The sequence below is a fragment of the Anaerovibrio lipolyticus genome (assembly GCF_021531495.1).
GTDB lineage: Bacteria > Bacillota > Negativicutes > Selenomonadales > Selenomonadaceae > Anaerovibrio.
This window is the reverse complement of the sequence record NZ_JADYTY010000035.1, coordinates 1-20,002: the sequence shown is the minus strand read 5'-3', so window position 1 is coordinate 20,002 and position 20,002 is coordinate 1. Positions and strand designations below refer to the sequence as shown.

At 45.3% G+C, this 20,002-nt stretch carries 19 protein-coding genes; 1 reads left to right on the top strand and 18 read right to left on the bottom strand.

The genetic code is table 11. The features are described 5' to 3' along the window. The 9 genes from I6E26_RS09860 to secA all read right to left on the bottom strand — a co-directional run. Positions 1-1,144: S41 family peptidase (locus tag I6E26_RS09860; RefSeq protein WP_235321692.1), on the bottom strand; the 1,144-nt coding region annotated here is incomplete at its 3' end. A gap of 71 nt (positions 1,145-1,215) precedes the next feature. Next, entirely contained in the window at positions 1,216-2,358 is a 1,143-nt protein-coding gene (locus tag I6E26_RS09855) for a murein hydrolase activator EnvC family protein (RefSeq protein ID WP_235321691.1), read from the bottom strand. Between the two features lie 12 nt (positions 2,359-2,370). Further along, positions 2,371-3,258, bottom strand: a complete 888-nt coding sequence (gene ftsX / locus I6E26_RS09850; protein WP_235321690.1) for a permease-like cell division protein FtsX — start codon at positions 3,256-3,258, stop codon at positions 2,371-2,373. Further along, positions 3,248-3,934 carry a cell division ATP-binding protein FtsE gene (gene ftsE / locus I6E26_RS09845; RefSeq protein WP_235321689.1) on the bottom strand — a complete coding sequence of 229 codons (687 nt, stop codon included), beginning with the start codon at positions 3,932-3,934 and terminating at the stop codon, positions 3,248-3,250. Before ftsE ends, ftsX begins: the two co-directional genes overlap by 11 nt. 103 nt (positions 3,935-4,037) lie before the next feature. Next, positions 4,038-5,135: a polysaccharide pyruvyl transferase CsaB gene (gene csaB / locus I6E26_RS09840; RefSeq protein WP_235321688.1), complete on the bottom strand. Its 1,098-nt coding sequence runs from the start codon at positions 5,133-5,135 to the stop codon at positions 4,038-4,040. A 38-nt stretch (positions 5,136-5,173) separates the two neighbouring features. Then, positions 5,174-7,222 carry a DUF5693 family protein gene (locus I6E26_RS09835; protein ID WP_235321687.1) on the bottom strand — a complete coding sequence of 683 codons (2,049 nt, stop codon included), beginning with the start codon at positions 7,220-7,222 and terminating at the stop codon, positions 5,174-5,176. Between the two features lie 12 nt (positions 7,223-7,234). Further along, positions 7,235-7,939, bottom strand: a complete 705-nt coding sequence (locus I6E26_RS09830) for an LmeA family phospholipid-binding protein (RefSeq protein ID WP_235321686.1) — start codon at positions 7,937-7,939, stop codon at positions 7,235-7,237. Between the two features lie 18 nt (positions 7,940-7,957). Further along, positions 7,958-9,064, bottom strand: a complete 1,107-nt coding sequence (prfB, locus tag I6E26_RS09825; protein WP_235321685.1) for a peptide chain release factor 2 — start codon at positions 9,062-9,064, stop codon at positions 7,958-7,960. A 78-nt stretch (positions 9,065-9,142) separates the two neighbouring features. Continuing rightward, positions 9,143-11,680, bottom strand: coding sequence for a preprotein translocase subunit SecA (gene secA / locus I6E26_RS09820; RefSeq protein WP_235321684.1), 2,538 nt, complete (start codon positions 11,678-11,680; stop codon positions 9,143-9,145). Between the two features lie 244 nt (positions 11,681-11,924). Between secA and hpf the strand changes: the two genes are divergently transcribed. Beyond that, positions 11,925-12,470 (top strand): ribosome hibernation-promoting factor, HPF/YfiA family, encoded by a 546-nt coding sequence (gene hpf / locus I6E26_RS09815; protein ID WP_235321683.1) that lies wholly within the window; start codon positions 11,925-11,927, stop codon positions 12,468-12,470. Between the two features lie 64 nt (positions 12,471-12,534). On the opposite strand, the gene I6E26_RS09810 is transcribed toward hpf, so the two are convergent. The 9 genes from I6E26_RS09810 to I6E26_RS09770 all read right to left on the bottom strand — a co-directional run bounded on the left by I6E26_RS09810 (position 12,535) and on the right by I6E26_RS09770 (position 19,870). Continuing rightward, the gene (locus tag I6E26_RS09810) at positions 12,535-13,254 is read right to left on the bottom strand and encodes an amino acid ABC transporter ATP-binding protein (RefSeq protein ID WP_235321682.1); all 720 of its coding nucleotides are present in this window, start codon (positions 13,252-13,254) and stop codon (positions 12,535-12,537) included. Next, on the bottom strand, positions 13,251-13,907 hold the full coding sequence (locus I6E26_RS09805) for an amino acid ABC transporter permease (protein WP_235321681.1): 657 nt from the start codon (positions 13,905-13,907) through the stop codon (positions 13,251-13,253). The genes I6E26_RS09810 and I6E26_RS09805 overlap by 4 nt, the downstream gene beginning before the upstream one ends. Positions 13,908-14,113: 206 nt before the next feature. Beyond that, complete coding sequence (locus tag I6E26_RS09800; RefSeq protein ID WP_235321680.1) at positions 14,114-14,890, bottom strand: basic amino acid ABC transporter substrate-binding protein; 777 nt, start codon at positions 14,888-14,890, stop codon at positions 14,114-14,116. A gap of 92 nt (positions 14,891-14,982) precedes the next feature. Beyond that, complete coding sequence (locus I6E26_RS09795) at positions 14,983-15,273, bottom strand: zinc-ribbon domain containing protein (RefSeq protein ID WP_235321679.1); 291 nt, start codon at positions 15,271-15,273, stop codon at positions 14,983-14,985. Between the two features lie 161 nt (positions 15,274-15,434). Continuing rightward, positions 15,435-15,620, bottom strand: coding sequence for a YjfB family protein (locus I6E26_RS09790; protein ID WP_235321678.1), 186 nt, complete (start codon positions 15,618-15,620; stop codon positions 15,435-15,437). A 51-nt stretch (positions 15,621-15,671) separates the two neighbouring features. Further along, positions 15,672-16,340, bottom strand: a complete 669-nt coding sequence (locus I6E26_RS09785; RefSeq protein WP_235321677.1) for a TerC family protein — start codon at positions 16,338-16,340, stop codon at positions 15,672-15,674. 240 nt (positions 16,341-16,580) lie between these two features. Beyond that, complete coding sequence (locus I6E26_RS09780; RefSeq protein ID WP_235321676.1) at positions 16,581-17,867, bottom strand: ArsB/NhaD family transporter; 1,287 nt, start codon at positions 17,865-17,867, stop codon at positions 16,581-16,583. Beyond that, entirely contained in the window at positions 17,868-18,191 is a 324-nt protein-coding gene (locus tag I6E26_RS09775; RefSeq protein WP_235321675.1) for a hypothetical protein, read from the bottom strand. 2 nt (positions 18,192-18,193) lie between these two features. Continuing rightward, entirely contained in the window at positions 18,194-19,870 is a 1,677-nt protein-coding gene (locus tag I6E26_RS09770; RefSeq protein WP_235321674.1) for a glutamine--tRNA ligase/YqeY domain fusion protein, read from the bottom strand. Between the last annotated feature and the right edge of the window lie 132 nt (positions 19,871-20,002).

Below are 20,002 nucleotides of genomic sequence, written 5' to 3'. Positions count from 1 at the left end.
ACTGCCCTAGCTTTTCCTTCATCACATCAATAGCTTTCAACAGCTGCAAATCGCGAGTTGCATTTTCTGGCAATGCTACCTCCACATCTGGCTGGATGCCGGTTCCATCAATACTGCGGCCTGATGGGGTATAATATCTAGCCACTGTCAGCTTCAGCCCATCTCCATGATTCAAAGCCAGCATAGTCTGCACAGAACCTTTACCATAGGATTTGGTGCCCACAATGGTGCCACACTGGCGATCCTGTACAGCCCCGGCCAAAATCTCCGAAGCACTAGCACTGTTGCCATCAATAAGAATAACCAAGGGATAATCAAAGGACTCCAGCTGAGACTCATAAATAGTCTTGTGGCCTCCCTTATCTGTCATTGACACAATCTCCCCAGCAGGAATCAGCTGGTCTGCAATCTCCACACAGGAAGTAATCAATCCCCCCGGATTGGCTCGCAAATCCACAATCAAACCACCCATATTCTGCTCTTTAAGAGCTGCCAGCTCCTTGGCAAATTCCTTGCCCGTATTCTCGCTAAAGGAAGCTATGCGGATATAGCCAATATTAGTACCATCAATTATGGTACCCTTGGCTGTAGTCAAAGGTATAATCGCCCTGGTCAAGGTAACGTCAAAATCCTCCTGGCCCTGACGACGCACCGTCAACACCACCTGAGTACCTTCATCTCCCCGTACCTTGGCTGCCATTTCATCTGGCTGCATATTGCTAACATCAGCCCCATCAATCTTGATGATTTCATCCTTAGGCTGAATCCCTGCCTGAGCACTAGGGGTATCCTCTATTACAGACATAACCTGACAGGTTCCATCCTTGGGAAAGCCCATGACAATACCTACCCCTCCAAAGCTGCCCTCAGTCTGCTGCATAAATGCCTTGAAATTTTCATCATCCATATAGATGGAGTGCTTGTCTCCCAGGGATTTAACCATGCCGTCGATGGCACCATCCACCAGCTGTACCAAAGGCACATCATCTACATATTGAGATTTTACAAAGCTCATGGTACTAATCAATCTAACTGTCTGAGCTACATTTTCCAAACTGCCGCCTAACAGCATATACAGTCCCATAAATGCAGCCACCACCATAGCAGTTACAGTTGTCAGAACTGTAATAATTATTTTCTTCATTATGAAAAACCTCTTTTGTTCACCAGCCTATAAATGAGGGAATATCCCATCATTCATAGGCACATAGGAAATTACAAATAACCATAAGGACTAACAGGTTCACCATTTTCTCGTACCTCAAAATGGCAATGAGGTCCGGTAGAATTACCTGTAGAGCCACACATGGCAATAACCTGCCCCTGAGCTACATTTTCACCTTCGCTGACATTCAGGGAATCATTATGTCCATAAAGGGTAGTTACACCGCCACCGTGGTCAATAATTACCGCATTGCCATAGCCGCTAATCCAGCCAGCATAAATAACTGTACCACTGGCTGCAGCATAAATAGGCATGCCATAATCTCCGCCAATATCCAGCCCGCTATGGAATCTGGCTGTACCAAAGATAGGATGGGTACGCCAGCCAAATTCCGAGGTAATAGGCCCGCTAATAGGCCAAATCATTCCTCCTGCTCCTGCTGGAGCACCAGAATAACCCGCGGAGGACATATGACTGCGGCGAATCATATTGGCAACCTCCTGAGATGCTGCCATAAGCTCCTCATACATCCGCTCTGAGGTATCTCTATCATGGATAGCCTGATCCAACAGTACCTGCTGTTCAGACTCCTTATCCTCTACCTTGGCCTTCTTGGCCTGTGCATCAGCTACCAGCACCTCAGCCTCAGCCTTGTCTTTTTCCAGCTGGGCACGGGTATTTTCTACCGTAGCCTTTTCTTCCCTAACCTTCATAATCAGGTCATAATCATGCTTGATAATTCGCTTTAAAACATCCATGCGAGTCATCAAATCAGCAAAATCCTTGGCTCCAAAAAGCACATCCACATAGCTAATCTGGCCGTTAATATAAATATCCCGCACTCTTTGCTGCAGCTTCTTGTTTTTTACCTTCAAATCAGCTTCGGTTTTCTGTAACAGCTCTGTATTATCACTGATTTTGTCCTCAACAGAATCCAGCTGTCCCTTAACCTCTTTATATTCTGCTGTAGCTACCCGCAGCTCCTCCTGAATCTGCCGCAATCTTTCTGAAACACTTTCCACCTTGGCGGAAGCCTCATTGGTTTTGGCCTGCTGTTCCTCTGCCTGCCGTTGCAAATCCGCCAGCTGATCCTCCAAATCATCAGCCAAGGCAGTTCCTGTTACCGACAGAGAAATGAGCAGGGACAGAGCCAGATTCAAAGCCTTGCCTCGACCACTTATTTTCATCATCATGATGCCACCGCCTTAAACCTTAAGGAATTTCTTAATGGACACAGCACTGCCAATAGCACCTACCACCATGCCACTGATAACCACCACAATAGTAATATAGGTCAAAAATGGCTGTTCAGGTATTAGCGGGAAAAAGGCCAGGGTATCGTATACCTTTTCCGCCATAGCTGTATAGGCTGTCCTCAGCACCATAGCCGCTATTATACTGCCAAAAAGCCCCAGCACCATACCCTCCATAACAAAAGGCCAGCGGATAAACCAATCAGTAGCTCCCACGTATTTCATAATAGCAATTTCCTTGCGACGGGCGAAAACTGTCAAGCGGATGGTATTGGAAATAATAAACAAAGTGGCAAAGGCCAATACCAACATCAAGGTGAAGCCAAAGATACGCAGCAATCTGGTAATTTCAAAAAGATGCTCCATAACATCCTGACCATATTTGGCGCACTCCACTCCATCAAGTTTTTCCATTTTCTCTGCTGCTGTCTTGACCAAATCCGGATTGGTCACTGTTACCTCAAAGGAATCTGGCAAAGGATTGGTTTCATCCAAAGCATCTAAGAGAGTTTTCTGATCTCCCAATCTATCCTTGAAGCGTTCCATAGCTTCGTCCTTGGTAACAAAGCCTACGGATTCTACCCCTTCAATTTCCTTTAAATCCTTTTCTATATCTCTGGCCTGCTCTCTATCTACCTTGTCCAAGAGATAGACATTTATCTGCACCTGGGATTCCATGTTTTCTGCCAGCTTGTTCATATTCATAACCATCATCAGAAACATGCCAAAAATAAACAGGGACACAGCCACCGTGCCAATAGAGGCCACAGACATCCAATTGTTACGCCGCAGGGAAATAAATACCTCTCGGATATAATATTCTATGGTCCTAACTTTCATAGCCATAACCTCCCTGGGCCTCATCCCTTACAATCTGTCCATCCTCAATAGCAATAACCCGTCGCTGCATGGCATCTACAATGGTCTTATCATGGGTAGCCATTACAATGGTGGTGCCAGCAGCATTAATCCGCTGAAAAATATCCATAATACCCCAGGAGGTTTCTGGATCCAGATTACCTGTAGGCTCATCGGCAATTACGATAGATGGATTGTTCACAATGGCTCTGGCAATGGCCACACGCTGCTGCTCACCACCAGAAAGCTGATGTGGGAAGCATTTGTACTTATCCCGCAAGCCAACAATATCCAAAACAGAATTTACACTGCGCTGCATCAATCTGCGAGGTGCTTCAATAACCTGCATAGCAAAGGAAATATTCTCATAAACAGTTTTCTCTGGCAAAAGGCGATAATCCTGAAAAATTACCCCCAAACTGCGGCGCAGGTAGGGAACCTCCTTATTGGCCATGCGAATAACATCCCGACCATTTACCGTCAGAATACCAGAGGTAGGCAAGACCTCCCGAAACAGCATTTTAATAAAGGTGGATTTGCCGGCACCGCTGGAGCCTACCAAAAAAACAAACTCACCCTTCCGAATATCCACATTGATATTGTTTAATGCCACGGCACCATTTTCATATACCTTAGTGACATTTTTCATATGAATCATCAATTTCAACCCCATTTCTCATCAACACTCCGTACTATTGTAGCACAATTCAGCCCTATTTCATAACACAATATTAGTTGAAATGAAAAAAAGGACCGATTTCTCAGTCCTTTCCAATCACACTATAAGCAAGCTCTGCATTACACATGGCCAAATGACGCAAATCGTCAAAGAGCTGTTCGTTTTGATGGCTAAAGCCCTCTCTATCCTTCCATTTCAGATGAATCTGGGCCATCAGCTTCTCCAGTTCTACATTTTCCAAGGTGCCCACAGATTCCTCCCCTACGGATTCCAGGAATCTATCTACCTTGGGATCATAGGAAATACCAATCATAGGCACTCCCATTACCCCAGCAAAAATCAGGGCATGAAGCCTGACGGATATCAGCAAATCCATATTGCCCACAATAGAAAGCAACTGACTGGTATTATATTCCTCTGGCAATACCAACATTTCGTGCTGAGCCATATCTGCCACCAGCTGAGCTGTTTTCACATCCTCTGGATACTGCATAGGCAGAAAAACTACCTGAGCTTGAAAATCCTCTACAATCCTATCTGCTGCCTGAGCCACTATCTCTTTGTAGTGATTCATATTGCACCATTCCCGCACAGAAATGCATACCAAAGGCTTTTGCCCCACCAGAGCACCATGTCTAAGGAGAATTTCCCTGCCCTGGGCAGTGTCCACCTGATGAATGGCATGAACCGGATCCGCCGTAGGCTCAATTGGTGGGCGAGTTATGCCCAGAGAAGCCAGCTCCTTAAGGGAACCTCTATCCCTGACAGTTATCATCTTGACTCTATTGCCAATATACCCCATAATCCAGCGGGCAATCCGTCCATTAATAGGACCGATACCCTGAGCATACAACATGACTGGCGTTCCCAACAACTGGGCCAGCCAGATTATCAGCAGATAATAGTATAGACTGCGGCGGCTGGTAACATTCTGCAAAAGACTGCCGCCACCACTCAAAAGGATATCGCCATGCCGCAAGGCTCCCAATATGCCTGCTAGATCAAGCCAGCCCACAGCCTTGACGCCGTGCCGCTGTCTGGTATCCTGGGGATTGGCAGATATTACTGTAATATTCACTTTTGGATCTAAATCCGATAAAACCTCTACCATAGCAGCCAGCATCGCTTCATCGCCAGCATTTCTGGAGCCGTAATATCCGGAAATTACAACATTACTCATGCTCTGTTGTCATTCCTTCTAAATATCTTCACAAAAAATTACTTCTTTTCCGTAGACAAACGTGGTGCTACATACTTCAACCACATATCTACCAAAATCATACAGATTGCGCCAACACCTGCACCTAATACCAAGCCACCCAAGCCCCGGGCGGTAGACATTAGAATAGGCGAACGCATATGGGCAAAGGTCTCAACCATAGAGCCTTGACCAATCGTAGCTACCATAACCAGTACAAACAGCGCCATAGTTGGCCATTTGCGGAACCAAGCCATAGCCGCCAGCAGGAAGGCTGGATGGCCAATCATAAATTCCTTGGTTCTAGGCCGGGCATACATGGCCTGCTCCAGAAATGCCCTGAATTTCAGTTCAGTAGCAGATACAGGCATACCCATAGTATGACCAGAACGGGCTACCAAAACCACAGCAGCCACCAATACCAGGAACAAGCCCAGCAGTGTCTTTACCTTTACAGGCACATCAAGAATCCGCTTAAACTGCTCCAAAAAACCCTCTGTATCATCCATTTTGCCATCAAATACATCAAATCGCTGTAGGAAGCCTATAGCCACCAGAACAATCGGCAAAATAAAGGTTAGCTTAATACCACGGAAAATATTTACCTCTAAAAGGTACTCTGTATCTGCCAAAGACGCTGACAAATAAGCTGCACCTACATAGGAAATCATACCGCAGACAAACAGAGCTGCTACGCCAGTACCTATCATTCGCAACAAGCCTGCACCCTGCTGAGGTACCCGCTGACGGATTTTATCCAGAATCCACAATACGGAAATAGCAGGAAAAACATTGGCTGCAGCCAAGGCCGCTGCCACACGGATTTTGTTGCCGTGGCCCATCAACACTGGCACCACCATAACTAGAGCCAAAACTGCCAGCAATATATACGCCTGCTTGCTCTTCATAGCTGGAATAACCAGGGACAGGTAAAGTACAATACCTGCTGCTACACCTAGCATCACCAGACTGCGGAGAGGCGCCTCTGGATAGAAGCTGGCAAATACACCGGCTCGTCCCATGGTAAAGCCCTGAGCCTCCAGCTTATTCTTTACTCCAGCCACATAGCTCATATTGGTTTCCAGCAAGGTCATATCTGGAGCAGGCTTCTCAAAGGTTTTCAGCAAATTAAAGCGAATATTACGCTCATCGTCAGTAGTCCCCCAACGATCTATGGCTTCATTAACCTTCATTTTTTTCTGCTCATCCTTAGGAATGGAATACAATCTAGCAGACTGATAGTCATTAGCCTTGGCTATATCCAGCATACCATCCTGAGGGAAGAATTTTAGCTGGGTTACTCCCTCAATCATGCCCAAGGTCAGGCCACGCTGGCGCATCTGCTGAGCCATATACTGAGATTCATCAGGTGCTCCCAAGGTCTGGGAACCAGAAGCCACAATTGCTGATACCTGATAGCCATCCAGACGATCAAAGAAGGCATCAATATCATCCTTAGTGCACTGACGGTAATTGGTAGGTCGTGCCACTACATAGAAGCCTGCATCGTTAACAGCCTGCATTTCATCTGTAGGCATGCCTAAATCCATCTTCTCAAATTCTTCGTAGTTGGCCTTAACCTCCAGCACCCGCTGACCACTAATAGTCAGCTCCCGTACTCTATCCTGTCCTAGACGGCGCACCAGATCCTCATGCACCTCCTGAAAGGTTTGCTGATTATGACCTGTTACATAGACATTAGTACCCTTTATCTGACCGCTTTCAATCAGCTGACGCCAGCCTGGATCACTAATGGCACCATTTTGATAATTAGCCAAAAGCACACTGCCATTTACCGCAGCTGCCTTGCCATTTACATTCAGCTTCTTGAAGGTGGTTTCATAGACAGCCAGAGAGGTAATACCTGCTTCCTTGGCCTGAGCCAAAACCTTCTCAGGAGGCAAGCCTTCCTTTTCTGCCAAGGCTACCAAATCCTCATAGTCCATAATCAACTCAATGGACTTATTTGCCTGTTCCACCTGATATCGCTGCACATCAATAGCCAGGGAAGCTATAAGCCCCAATATAATCACAGCGATGAGAATTTTATTGTAACAAAACTGCTTCATTATCATCTATCCTTATTGCAGACTATTCCCCTCTTTGCGGACAGCCTTGATGGTAACCTGTCCAGCCTGCTGCTGTACATCATCAATCTCTGCCCTGATGGGGGAATTGTATAGATCAAAAATCAATATATCTCCAAAGAAATTTCCCAACACTGCCTGTCCCAGCACCGCATTGCGAATATCCAGACGAGTCATGTGGAAATATAGGCCGCCATTTTCTGGCAGTACCTTGCCTTCCAAGGTAATATCAGCCATGCGCCCCAGCAGCTTTACCTGCCCTGTGGCACTAATCTTGTCAGTATCCATTTGCACATGGAGATTATCTACCTTTTCCATTTTCTTTACCAGCATATCCTGCAAAGCCTGCTGGGTAATAACCCCGGTAAGCTCCAGATTATATGCTGACTGAATGGCAGAGCCGTCACGAGAATCCAGCGCAGAATAATCCACCTGCAGATTTTTACCATGGAGGGTTAATCTGGACACCTGAATATCCCCTAGCCAGGCATTGTCTACCACCACATCCAGATTATCCATCTGGCCTGCCAACAGCATAAATCCCGGCATAGCTCTTACATTGGCTGTAACATTTTCGGCTCTAGCCGCCTCCTTAATACGATTAGCCAGATTGCCACTGATAATCCCCGGCAGCAAAAGCTGACAAAAGGCTGCCGCCAATACCACAATTCCTATCAGTATGGAAATTCTTTTTCCCATTTTTTGTCTGCCTCCGGCTTACAACTGATGATTGGCCTTTGCCCGCAGGAAAGCCTCTATAAACATATCAATATCCCCGTCCATAACGGCCTGGGTATTGCCAGTTTCTGCACTGGTGCGATGATCCTTAACCATATTGTAAGGATGGAATACATAGGAACGAATCTGACTGCCCCATTCGATCTTCTGCTGATCTCCCTCCAGAGCTGCAAGTTCCTTCTCCTTCTTCTCTTCCTCCAGCTCAAAGAGCTTAGCCCGTAGCATTTTGAGACACTGCTCACGATTCTGAATCTGAGAGCGCTCATTCTGACACTGTACCACAATGCCAGTAGGCTCATGAGTCATGCGTACCGCAGAGGAAGTCTTATTAATATGCTGACCACCAGCACCGCTGGCACGATAGGTATCAACACGAACATCATCCATATTGATTTCAACTTCTACAGTATCGTCCAGCTCTGGCATAATATCACAGGCACAGAAAGAGGTATGACGGCGAGCCGCAGAATCAAATGGAGATATACGCACCAAGCGATGTACACCCTTCTCAGACTTCAGGAAGCCATAGGCATTATGGCCCTTGATAAAGAGGGTAGCAGACTTAACACCAGCTTCATCACCTGGCAGTAAATCAGCAGTTTCTACAGAAAACCCATGACGCTCAGCATAGCGGCCATACATTCTCAGCAGCATACTGGTCCAATCCTGAGCCTCAGTACCGCCAGCACCTGCATGAAGGGTAAGAATGGCATTGTTGGCATCGTATTTGCCAGACAGGAGAACCTCAAGCTGCAGCTCCTCCAGAGACTTGTTAATAGCCTCCATATCTGCAACTACATCAGCTTCCAGACTCTCATCCTTGTCCTCCATACCCAGCTCCCACATAACCTGTACATCATCGTACTTGGCTACCAGAGCTTTGTATTTGTCTACGCTGATTTTAACATCATTCAGTTCCTGATTGATTTTCTGAGCCTCCTCTGGATTATCCCAAAAGGTAGGCTCACCCATCTTATATTCCAATTCAGCAATTTTTTCTTCTTTGTGAGCTACATCCAGAGCCTTTTCCATCTCTGTCAATCGCCCCTGGAGAGCCACAATTTCCGGCTTCAAATCCTCCAGCATCTACATTCACATCCTAACTAGAAAACACATATATCTACTAAATCTACCATAAACAGCCTTGCTTTAATGCTAAAAATTTTACTTATTCTTGCCACAGCAGTTTTTGTACTTTTTGCCGCTGCCACATGGGCAAGGGTCGTTACGGCCTATCTTCTCACCGTTTTTGACTGGCTGCTTTACATTCTCCTGGAAATCATCTCCATGATTTGCCTTGGCAGCTGCCATGCGCTGCTGGTTCTCACGCTCCATAGCCTCCTGCTGCTCTCTGGTAATAATATTTACCCGGAAAATCAGGGAAGCAATATCGTTCTGAATGCTGGCAATCATCTGGTTGAACATTTCGTGACCACGAATCTTGTACTCAACCAATGGCTGTCTCTGACCATAAGCCAGAAGGCCAATACCTTCACGCAACATATCCATGCGATCCAGATGCTCCATCCAACGGTTGTCCACTACCCGCAGCATGATAATCTTTTCCAGCTCCCGCATATTGTCCTCGCCAAAGAGCTGTTCGCGCTGAGTGTAGGATTCCTCTGCTACCTGAGTCAAGAAATCCTGCAGCTCGTCCCGGCTCATATCCTCCAGCTCCTCCAGCTTCATTCGGCCCTTTGGAGCATAGATGCCCTCAGCATCTGTAATCAGATTCTCCAAGGACCATTCCTCTGGATAAAGCTTCTCGTTAGCATACTGGTTCATCTGAGCCTCAATAATGCCACCCAGCATACCCAGAATGTGCTCACGGAGATTGTCTCCCAACAGAACCTTGCGGCGCTCGCCGTAGATAACCTCACGCTGCTGATTCATAACATCATCATATTCCAGGACATGCTTACGCATATCGAAGTTTCTGCCTTCAACCTTCTTCTGGGCATTCTCAATGGAGCGGGTAATGAGCTTATGCTCAATAGGGTCATCCTCCCCCATACCCAGTCTATCCATAATATGAGCAATATTATCAGAGCCAAAGAGGCGAAGCAAATCATCTTCCAAAGACAGATAGAAGCGGGACTCACCTGGATCACCCTGACGACCAGCACGACCACGAAGCTGGTTATCAATACGACGAGATTCATGACGCTCCGTACCTACAATAAACAAGCCACCCAGCTCAGGCACACCTTCACCCAGCTTAATATCAGTACCACGACCAGCCATATTGGTAGCAATGGTTACGGCAGATTTCTGGCCTGCATCGGCAATAATCTCTGCCTCCTGCTCATGGAATTTGGCGTTCAAAACATTATGAGGAATATTTCTCTGAGACAAAATCCGGCTCAGCTCCTCAGACTGAGTAATGGAGGTAGTACCAATCAATACTGGCTGGCCTTTTTGGTGAATTGCCTCTACATCATTGGCCACGGCCTTGTATTTAGCCCTCTTAGTCTTGTAGATAACATCTGGATGATCTATACGGGCAATTGGTCTATTGGTTGGAATAACAATAACCGGCAGCTTGTAAATCTTCAGGAACTCATCTTCCTCTGTCTTAGCTGTACCAGTCATACCAGACAGCTTGTTGTACATACGGAAGTAGTTCTGGAAGGTAATGGATGCCAAGGTCTGAGACTCTCTCTGTACCTCCAGGCCCTCCTTGGCCTCAATAGCCTGATGGAGGCCATCAGAATAACGGCGGCCCTGCATAAGACGACCGGTAAATTCGTCAACAATGATGATTTCCCCATCCTTGACTACATAATCCCGATCACGCTTCATCAAAGCCTTAGCCCGCAAAGCAGCCATGAAGCAATGGGACATTTCCATGTTCTCAGGATCATACATATTCTTGATACCCAGGGCCTTCTCAATCTTTGGAATAGCTGTATCCGCTGGAGCTACGGTTTTGGCCTTTTCATCTACAGTATAGTCCACACCCTCCTGCAGCACATTAACAGCCTTGGCCATGCGGACATAGGTCTCTGTTGGCTTGGTGCCTGGGCCGGAAATAATCAAAGGTGTTCTGGCCTCATCTACCAGAATACTATCCACCTCATCCACAATGGCATAGTTCAGCTCCCGCTGTACCATCTGCTTCATATCTACTACCATATTATCTCTCAGGTAGTCAAAACCAAATTCATTGTTAGTACCAAAGGTAATATCACAGCTATAAGCATATTTACGCTCTGGGAAATCCATATCATGACGCACCAGACCTACAGACAAGCCCAGGAAGTTGTAAAGGCGCCCCATCTCGATGCTGTCACGCTTGGCCAGATAATCATTAACAGTAACAATGTGTACACCCTTGCCAGTCAAGGCATTCAGATAGGTTGGCAGAGTAGCTACCAGAGTTTTACCCTCACCAGTACGCATTTCTGCAATCTTGCCCTCGTGGAGACAAATACCACCCATCATCTGCACATCAAAATGTCTCATGCCCAAAATACGGCGGGAAGCCTCTCGAACAACGGCAAAGGCTTCTGGCAAAATATCATCCAGAGTCTCACCCTCAGCCAGACGGTCACGGAATTTGTCAGTACAACGTGCCAGGGAGGAATCGCTGAGATTTTTCAGGCCTTCCTCAAAGCCATTAATCTCATCCACCTTGGCCCTCAATCTCTTTACTTCTTTATCATTATTGTCGCCCAAAAAGCGTTTCAGAATACCAAACATGAACTCACTCCTAATTTGTTTATATCTATGGTAAAGTGCAGAATATACACAGACTCTACATTAGTTTATCAAAGTATCAGATATAAGTCAAAAAATTGACCTACTAAATTAGTTTGAGAAAATAGTTGACAGGGTGAACAGGGAATTTTTGGCAAAAATTTAAAAATTTTTTTCTAACAAGCAGGATAAATCATACCCTATGGCGAATATAAATAAACATAGAACCAGAAAGGGGATGTTATTTATGGCAACATTCACTATTAGAGGAAAAAATGTAGAAATCACTCCTGCGCTTAGAGACTATGTGGAGAAGCGAATCGGCAAAGTAACCCGCTACTTCAAAGAAGTTGGCGAGATTTCTGCTCTCCTCAGTGTTTCCAAGGACCGGCAGAAGGTTGAGGTAACTGTACCTGTACAGGGTGTGCTCCTGCGGGGCCAGGAGGTTACGGACAATATGTATACCTCCATCGACCTGGTTATTGAAAAGCTGGATCGTCAGATTCGCAAGCACAAGACCAAGATGCAGCGCCGCTTCCGTGATGGCACTCTGTTGGACGAGGCATTTTCCGCACCAGCCTTTGCTCCTTCCATTCCTGATGATGAGAGCGAATTCCCTGTTGTAAAGAAAAAGAGATTTACCGTTCGGCCAATGGATGTGCAGGAAGCTATCATGCAGATGAATCTGCTGAATCATGATTTCTTCGTATATAGAGATGCCGATACCGAAACCGTCAGCGTTGTATATCGCCGCAAGGATGGCAAATACGGCCTGATTGAATCCGAATATTAAGTATCTAACCCCGTAAAAAAGGAGAGACACTGAAGCTTGCTTCAGTGTCTCTTTTCTTTTTCTCTTACAAAACCTTGGACAGGAACAGCTTGGTACGCTCCTCCTTTGGATTCTCAAATACCTCTCGAGGATCTCCTTGCTCAATAATAGTACCGCCATCTACAAACAGCAGTCTATCTCCTACTTCACGAGCAAAGCCCATTTCATGGGTAACTACCGCCATAGTCATACCCTCATTAGCCAGGCTCTTCATAACATCCAGAACCTCATTTACCATTTCTGGATCCAAGGCAGAGGTTGGCTCATCAAAAAGCATCACCTTTGGCTTCATGGCCAAAGCTCTAGCTATAGCCACACGCTGCTGCTGACCACCAGACAGCTGAGGTGGATATGCATCAGCCTTATCCCCTAAGCCTACTCGCTCCAAAAGCTCCCGAGCAGTTTTCTCAGCTTCCTCCTGAGAAATATTCCGCACCTTCATAGGCGCCAAGGTAATATTCTTCAACACAGTCATGTGAGGAAAGAGATTGAACCGCTGGAAAACCATGCCAATTTCCTCACGAGCCTTGTTAATATCTGCATCCCCAGTTAAATCCATGCCATCTACCACCACGCTGCCGCTGGTAGGAACCTCCAAAAGATTCATGCATCTCAGCAGGGTACTTTTACCAGAGCCGGAAGGCCCAATAATAACCACTACTTCCTGAGGATTAATATGTAAATCTATTCCCTTTAGCACCTCATGGCCACCAAAGGATTTGTGCAAATTCTTTATATCAATCATTTTGTCGCCAACCTTTTCTCCATATATGATACCAAACGGGAAATGGTCAAGGTCATTACCAGATAAATCAGGGCTACAGTAATCCAGATTTCCAGAGAGCCATATGTTCTAGCAATAATCAACTGACCACGACGAGTCAATTCCTCAAAACCGATAACGGATACCAGAGAGGAATCCTTCAGCAAAGCAATAAACTCATTGCCCAAAGGAGGAATAACATTCTTGAAGGCCTGAGGTACAATAATATACCGCATAGTCTGCACCCAGCTCATACCAAGGGAACGGCCTGCCTCCATCTGTCCCTCATCAATAGCCTGAATACCAGCCCGAAAAATCTCCGCAATATAGGCACCACTATTAATACCACAGGCTGTAATAGCTGCTATAAATGGATCTACCCGCTGGCCCACCACCATTGGCAAAGCAAAATAAATCAGGAATATCTGCACCAGCAATGGAGTGCCCCGCAAAAAATCTATATATACTGTAGCCAAAGCCCGCAACACTTTCACATTGCAGATTCTAGCAATACCTACAAACATACCAATGATTAAACCCAAACCTACAGATATAGCTGTAATCTGTATGGTTATGCCTGCTCCCACAATCAGAAGTGGCAGGGAGTTAATCATCAAATCAACATTTAAATTCATTTCCCACACCTAGCCTCTACATAAAATATTACCTATACATTATATGTAACAACCACTATAGTGTCAATTCATTTAAAGCCAAAGGCTAAATTTTTATGCATTTAAATTGAATTTTTATACAGCACTGGAAAAAATTTAAGCACAAAAAAGAGACTGCTTCAGAATGTAAAACATATCCAGTGAAACAGTCTCTCAGAATTTATGCTTTATTTGGAAGTAGTACCAAACCACTTGGTAAAGATTTCATCATACTTGCCATTTTCATGAAGCTTTTTCAAAGCCTCATTTACTTTACCCTGCAACTCTGTATTATTCTTGGCAAAAGCAATACCATAATCCTCAGAGGTCAGCAGCTCAGGCAGAGCCTTTACGTTAGTCTCACCACTCTTGAGAATGTAGTAATCATTTACAGGACGGTCATTTACTACAGCGTCAACGCCCTTGGCACGCAGCTCCATAAAGGTATCAGCGGAGGAGTTAAACTCCTTAACCTCAACGCCGCCAATCTTATTTACCTCAGCAGCAGAGGTAGTACCAATCTGTACAGCAACCTTCTTACCCTTCAAATCCTGGAAGGTCTTGATGTCATTGTTATCCTTAGCTACGATAATGGACAAACCAGATTTGTAATAAGGATCGGAGAACAATACATTCTGCTTACGCTCCTCATTAATGGTCATACCAGTAATAGCCACATCAATGTTGCCAGCCTGAATAGCAGGAATAAGACCATCAAACTGAATATTGCTAATCTCAACCTTGTAGCCCATTTCCTCACCAATAGCACGAATCAGGTCCATATCAAAGCCCTGATATTCCTTGCCATTCTCATCCTGGAACTCAAAAGGGGCAAAATCAGCGTTAGTACCAACCTTCAGTACCTTGTTATCGCTAGCTGCCTTCTGATCACCACCACAGCCTGCCACCAGAGCTGCCACAGCCATAATAGCTGCCATACACAATACTAATAACTTTTTAGCCATTATATATCCTCCTTTTTACATAAAAGAAAGCCCAAGAAACTGTTAAGCATCCTGGGCTTCATTGCCACATAGATTATGCGATTGCCAATGGCTTAGCCATTCTTTCTCTTCTGGAAGCAGTCGCGGCAGTATACTGGACGGTCATTCTTTGGCTCGAATGGAACCTCAGTCTCCTTACCACACTCAGCGCATACTACAGTAAACATCTGGCGCTGTTCCTTCTCTCCACCTTCACGATTACGACGTCTCTTATCGCGGCAATCACGGCAGCGAACTGGCTTATTCTCAAAGCCCTTTTCTGCATAAAATTCCTGCTCGCCTGCGCTAAAAATAAATTCCTTACCGCAGTCCTTACACACCAAAGTCTCATCTACAAATGCCATGAAAAAAATCCCCCATTTTTGTTTTTGAATATCCCATATGTACTCTTACTTTTTACCTAATCGGTGGACAAAGAGACATCCTACTGAATTTCAGTATACTTGTAAGTGACGAAAAAAGCAAGTAAAATTTTCTGACACTTCCTTTTTATGCTCTGGAAAGCCTATGCCAGGATATCCAAATTAGCCCCCACACCAGTCAGAGAGGATACATCAATTGACTCCAGCATATCAGTTACCGCAGTCTCTGATGTTTCCATAGCCATCTTCATTACAGAAGTACCTACCTGAATATCCAACTGCTGCTGATGCATTCCTACGGACATAGCTGCAATATTCATAAAATCCATCTCGTTTCACTCCTTCCTTTTGCTATCTCCAATACTATCGTCTCACATTATTTATTTCTTAAGTTTTTTGTAATAACCAATGCCTATTACGCCAGCAGCCAAAACAAACTGAATAATATATGGAGCAAAATCACCGCCATAGGAAACAATCATCGGATTCAGAATTTTGTCATGGGCAATCATGGAACCGCCGGTCCAGCCCAGCAAACCTGCACCACCATAGAGCACTACAGGATATTTATCCATGATTTTGCCAATCAGAGTACTGCCACCTACAATAATGGGAATACTAATCAAAAAGCCAATGGCTACCAACAGGAAGCTGCCGTGGGAAGCTCCGGCAATAGCCAGCACATTATCCACTCCCATTGCTGCATCAGCAATAATAATGGTCTTGACTGCCCCAGACAGGCTATCTGCCGCCTCAACATGAGCCTCTTCCTCATGAGGCACCAGCAGCTTCACAGCAATAGGTAAAAGAATCAAGCCGCCTACTACCTGCAAATAAGGAATGGTCAGCAGCCATACGGCGGCAAAGGTCATAATCAAGCGAATAATCACTGCACCGGCGGTACCAATAAAAATAGCTTTTTTCCTCAGCTCATGAGGCAGTTTGTTGGCAGCCATAGCAATAACCACCGCATTATCGCCGCCCAGCAAGATATCCATTAGCACAATGGTGCCCAGAGCTGTTAAAAAATGAATTGACATAATTTCCATCGAAAAATCCTCCTAGTAAAACAACTACACAAACAAAAAGAGACTCCCGCATGATACACCCGTAGTATCATACGAAAGTCTCACCTGTTGCAAATTACAACGCTGCTGCCAGCCGGTTACCCGGCATGCTTGTTGACAACAGCCAGCGAGGTTACTCCCCTTCGCTATCTGATTGTAGAGTTAGTATAACAACAAATCCTATTTCCTGTCAAGCTGATTGGCAATTATTTTTCGTAGCATTTACATCAAATATCTCAGATATACGTAAACTGTACTAATAACGATAGAAATTATCATACATGGGAAGGCGACCTTCATGAAGCCAATAAAGGAAATCTGCTCTCCATGCTTGGCGGCCAAGGAAGCCACAACTACGTTGGCACTGGCGCCAATCAAAGTACCGTTACCGCCCAGGCAGGCACCTAGAGCCAGAGACCACCACAGAGGATCCAAATTGGTAATACCCATAGCACCCATATCCTTAATCAAAGGTATCATGGTTGCTACAAAAGGAATATTATCCACAAAGGCAGAGGCAATGGCACTCATCCAAATAATCAAAATAGCTGTAGCATTTACAGAGCCTTCCGTAATCTTCATAGCTTCAGCAGCCAGCATCTTGATAACACCGGTTTCTACCAAAGCACCAACCAGAATAAACAGGCCGGCAAAGAAGAAAATAGCTGTCCACTCAATCTTGCTCAGAACCTTGGCAATTTTTTCTTCATCCCTGGTAAAGGTCAATAGCAGTAAAAGGCCGGCGCCAAACATGGCAGCCGTGGCAGACTCCAAGCCCAAGGCTCCATGCATAACAAAAAGACACATGGTAAGGCCAAGCACAAAAAGACATTTTTTCAGCAGTACAGCATCGCTAATCTGACGCTCAGGCTTTAGCTTCATAACCTGTTCCTGCAGCTCAGGAGTAGTGTGAAGCTCCTTGCCATAAAGAGCCTCCAGAATAAATACAGTAACACCAAAAATTACTACGACAATCGGAGCCAGATTTACAATAAAATCTACAAAACTCAGGCCTACGGCAGAGCCAATCATAATATTTGGTGGATCACCAATCAAGGTAGCAGTACCACCAATGTTAGAGGCCATAATCTGAGCCATCAGGAAAGGCTTTACATCCACCTTTAGCTGAGAAGTAATGCTAAAGGTAACAGGAACAGTCAGCAATACAGTAGTTACATTATCCAACAACGCTGAGCACACAGCTGTCAACAGAGCCAAAGCCAGCAACAGCTTCATTGGCTTGGCCTTAACCTTTTGGGCTGCCCAGATAGCCAGATAATTAAACAAACCTGTTTCTGCTGTAATGTTTACAATAATCATCATACCCATCAACAGACCTAAGGTGTTGAAATCAATGTGATGAACTGCGGTTTCCTGGGAGAGAATCCCCAGCATAATCATCAGCATGGCACCAAAGATGCCTACAATGGTACGGTGTACCTTCTCGGAAATAATGAGCGCATAGGCGATGACAAAAATCGTCACTGCAATGGATGTTGAATCAAACATTTATTTTGCCCCCTTGTTTTTCCTTTCTATTGGCTTAATAGTTATGGTATGACCATCCTTTTTAACCTTCAGGGTGTAATTTTTTACCCCTTCCCGGAACAGCTCCATCTTAAGCTCCAAAAGCTTGCGGCCCAGCTCCTCCACCAGTTCATCGCTAAAGCCAGTCAAAGCGATATTCTTTTCCGGCTTGCCCAGGGCAGCCTTGGCACGGCGCTTTTTGTCCTCTGCCTCCTCAGCAGCCATAAACTGGGACTCCATAGTCACCTGCTCCACATAGCCCTGCAGCATATCCTTATCTGATAATCCCTTGGGAATCTTTGACATAATCAGCCCTTCTTTACTTTGGCCCAAGAATCCTTCAAACCTACCACTCGGTTAAATACCAAATGATCTGGGGTAGAATCCTTGTCCACTACATAATAACCCTGACGGAGGAACTGATAATGGGTACCCTCGGCAGTCAAAGCTGCACTTGGTTCTACCATTACATGCTGGAGAACCTCCAAAGAGTTTTTGTTTACTGCGTTGAGGAAATCTGCTGGTACTTCCCCTTTTTCATCAGTCTCAATGAGGTAATCATAAAGACGAACCTCTGCCTCCAAAGCATCGGCAGCAGATACCCAATGGATAGTACCCTTTACCTTGCGGTTAGCGGTAGCACCACCAGTCTTGGAGTCTGGATCATAGGTACAATGCAGCTCCACTACCTTGCCCTCAGCATCCTTAATAACTTCCTCACATTTGATAATATAGCCATGCTTCAGACGAACCTCGCCCTCTGGCTTCAAGCGGAAGAACTTCTTTGGGGCATCCTCCATAAAGTCCTCCTGCTCAATGTACAGCTCACGGCTAAATGGCATATAGCGGTGGCCGCCCTTGATAGGATGGTTCTCAGCCAGCATATATTCCTTCTTGCCCTCTGGATAGTTGGTGATAACTACCTTCAATGGGTGCAGGACAGCCATAATTCTATCTGCATTGTTGTTCAAATCATCTCTGATGCAATGCTCCAGCATAGCCACATCTACCAAGCTATTAGCCTTGGCTACACCTACCTCGCTGCAGAAATTCCGCAGGGCAGCAGGAGTATAACCACGACGGCGCAATCCAGAAATAGTAGGCATACGAGGATCATCCCATCCAGCCACATAGCCTTCCTCTACTAACTGACGCAGCTTGCGCTTGCTGGTAACAGTGTTGGTAAGATTCAGACGGGCAAATTCGATCTGGCGAGGACGAGTGTTTACATCAAAGCCCAAGGACTCTAAGCACCAGTCATAAAGGGGACGGTGATCCTCAAATTCCAGAGTACATATGGAATGAGTAATTCCCTCAATGGCATCGGACAGTGGATGAGCAAAATCATACATTGGATAGATACACCAGGCATCCCCGGTGCGATGATGAGTTGCATGGGCAATACGATAGATAACAGGATCTCTCATATTGATATTAGGGGAAGCCATGTCTATCTTGGCTCGGAGAACCTTTTCCCCATCCGCAAATTCACCCTGCTTCATGGCCTCAAAGAGGGCCAAGTTTTCCTCCACACTGCGGTTTCTATATGGGCTTTCCTTGCCAGCCTCAGTAAGAGTACCACGCATAGCGCGAATTTCCTCTGCATTGGAATCATCCACATAGGCCTTGCCGTTTTTGATAAGCTGTACAGCAAATTCATAGAGCTTCTCAAAGTAATCGGAAGCATAATACATCCGCTTGTCCCAGCTAAAGCCTAGCCATTTTACATCAGCCTGAATGGAATCTACATATTCTACATCCTCTTTAACAGGATTTGTATCATCAAAACGCAGATTGCACATACCGCCATACTGCTGTGCCAAGCCAAAGTTCAGGCAAATGGATTTGGCGTGACCAATGTGAAGATAGCCATTTGGCTCTGGTGGGAAACGGGTGTGAATCCCCTCGCTGTAACGACCATTCTTCAGGTCATCGTTTATTTCATTCTGAATAAAATTAGAAGGATTCTGCAAAATCTCAGGCATAAAAATATCCGCTCCTATATTAAAAATTTATACAAAGAATAAACTAAATTATAACACAAAAATTCTAAAACTTCCATGCTTTTGCCTGTATACACATTATTCAGTAAACATCTCATACTATCATAGCTCTAC

Excerpts from the sequence above, each read along its gene's own strand:
- I6E26_RS09855 (WP_235321691.1), bottom strand. The coding sequence starts at position 2,358 with ATGATGATGAAAATAAGTGGTCGAGGCAAGGCTTTGAATCTGGCTCTG.
- ftsX (WP_235321690.1), bottom strand. The coding sequence starts at position 3,258 with ATGAAAGTTAGGACCATAGAATATTATATCCGAGAGGTATTTATTTCC.
- ftsE (WP_235321689.1), bottom strand. The coding sequence starts at position 3,934 with ATGATTCATATGAAAAATGTCACTAAGGTATATGAAAATGGTGCCGTG.
- csaB (WP_235321688.1), bottom strand. The coding sequence starts at position 5,135 with ATGAGTAATGTTGTAATTTCCGGATATTACGGCTCCAGAAATGCTGGC.
- I6E26_RS09835 (WP_235321687.1), bottom strand. The coding sequence starts at position 7,222 with ATGAAGCAGTTTTGTTACAATAAAATTCTCATCGCTGTGATTATATTG.
- I6E26_RS09830 (WP_235321686.1), bottom strand. The coding sequence starts at position 7,939 with ATGGGAAAAAGAATTTCCATACTGATAGGAATTGTGGTATTGGCGGCA.
- prfB (WP_235321685.1), bottom strand. The coding sequence starts at position 9,064 with ATGCTGGAGGATTTGAAGCCGGAAATTGTGGCTCTCCAGGGGCGATTG.
- secA (WP_235321684.1), bottom strand. The coding sequence starts at position 11,680 with ATGTTTGGTATTCTGAAACGCTTTTTGGGCGACAATAATGATAAAGAA.
- hpf (WP_235321683.1), top strand. The coding sequence starts at position 11,925 with ATGGCAACATTCACTATTAGAGGAAAAAATGTAGAAATCACTCCTGCG.
- I6E26_RS09810 (WP_235321682.1), bottom strand. The coding sequence starts at position 13,254 with ATGATTGATATAAAGAATTTGCACAAATCCTTTGGTGGCCATGAGGTG.
- I6E26_RS09805 (WP_235321681.1), bottom strand. The coding sequence starts at position 13,907 with ATGAATTTAAATGTTGATTTGATGATTAACTCCCTGCCACTTCTGATT.
- I6E26_RS09800 (WP_235321680.1), bottom strand. The coding sequence starts at position 14,890 with ATGGCTAAAAAGTTATTAGTATTGTGTATGGCAGCTATTATGGCTGTG.
- I6E26_RS09795 (WP_235321679.1), bottom strand. The coding sequence starts at position 15,273 with ATGGCATTTGTAGATGAGACTTTGGTGTGTAAGGACTGCGGTAAGGAA.
- I6E26_RS09790 (WP_235321678.1), bottom strand. The coding sequence starts at position 15,620 with ATGGATTTTATGAATATTGCAGCTATGTCCGTAGGAATGCATCAGCAG.
- I6E26_RS09785 (WP_235321677.1), bottom strand. The coding sequence starts at position 16,340 with ATGGAAATTATGTCAATTCATTTTTTAACAGCTCTGGGCACCATTGTG.
- I6E26_RS09780 (WP_235321676.1), bottom strand. The coding sequence starts at position 17,867 with ATGTTTGATTCAACATCCATTGCAGTGACGATTTTTGTCATCGCCTAT.
- I6E26_RS09775 (WP_235321675.1), bottom strand. The coding sequence starts at position 18,191 with ATGTCAAAGATTCCCAAGGGATTATCAGATAAGGATATGCTGCAGGGC.
- I6E26_RS09770 (WP_235321674.1), bottom strand. The coding sequence starts at position 19,870 with ATGCCTGAGATTTTGCAGAATCCTTCTAATTTTATTCAGAATGAAATA.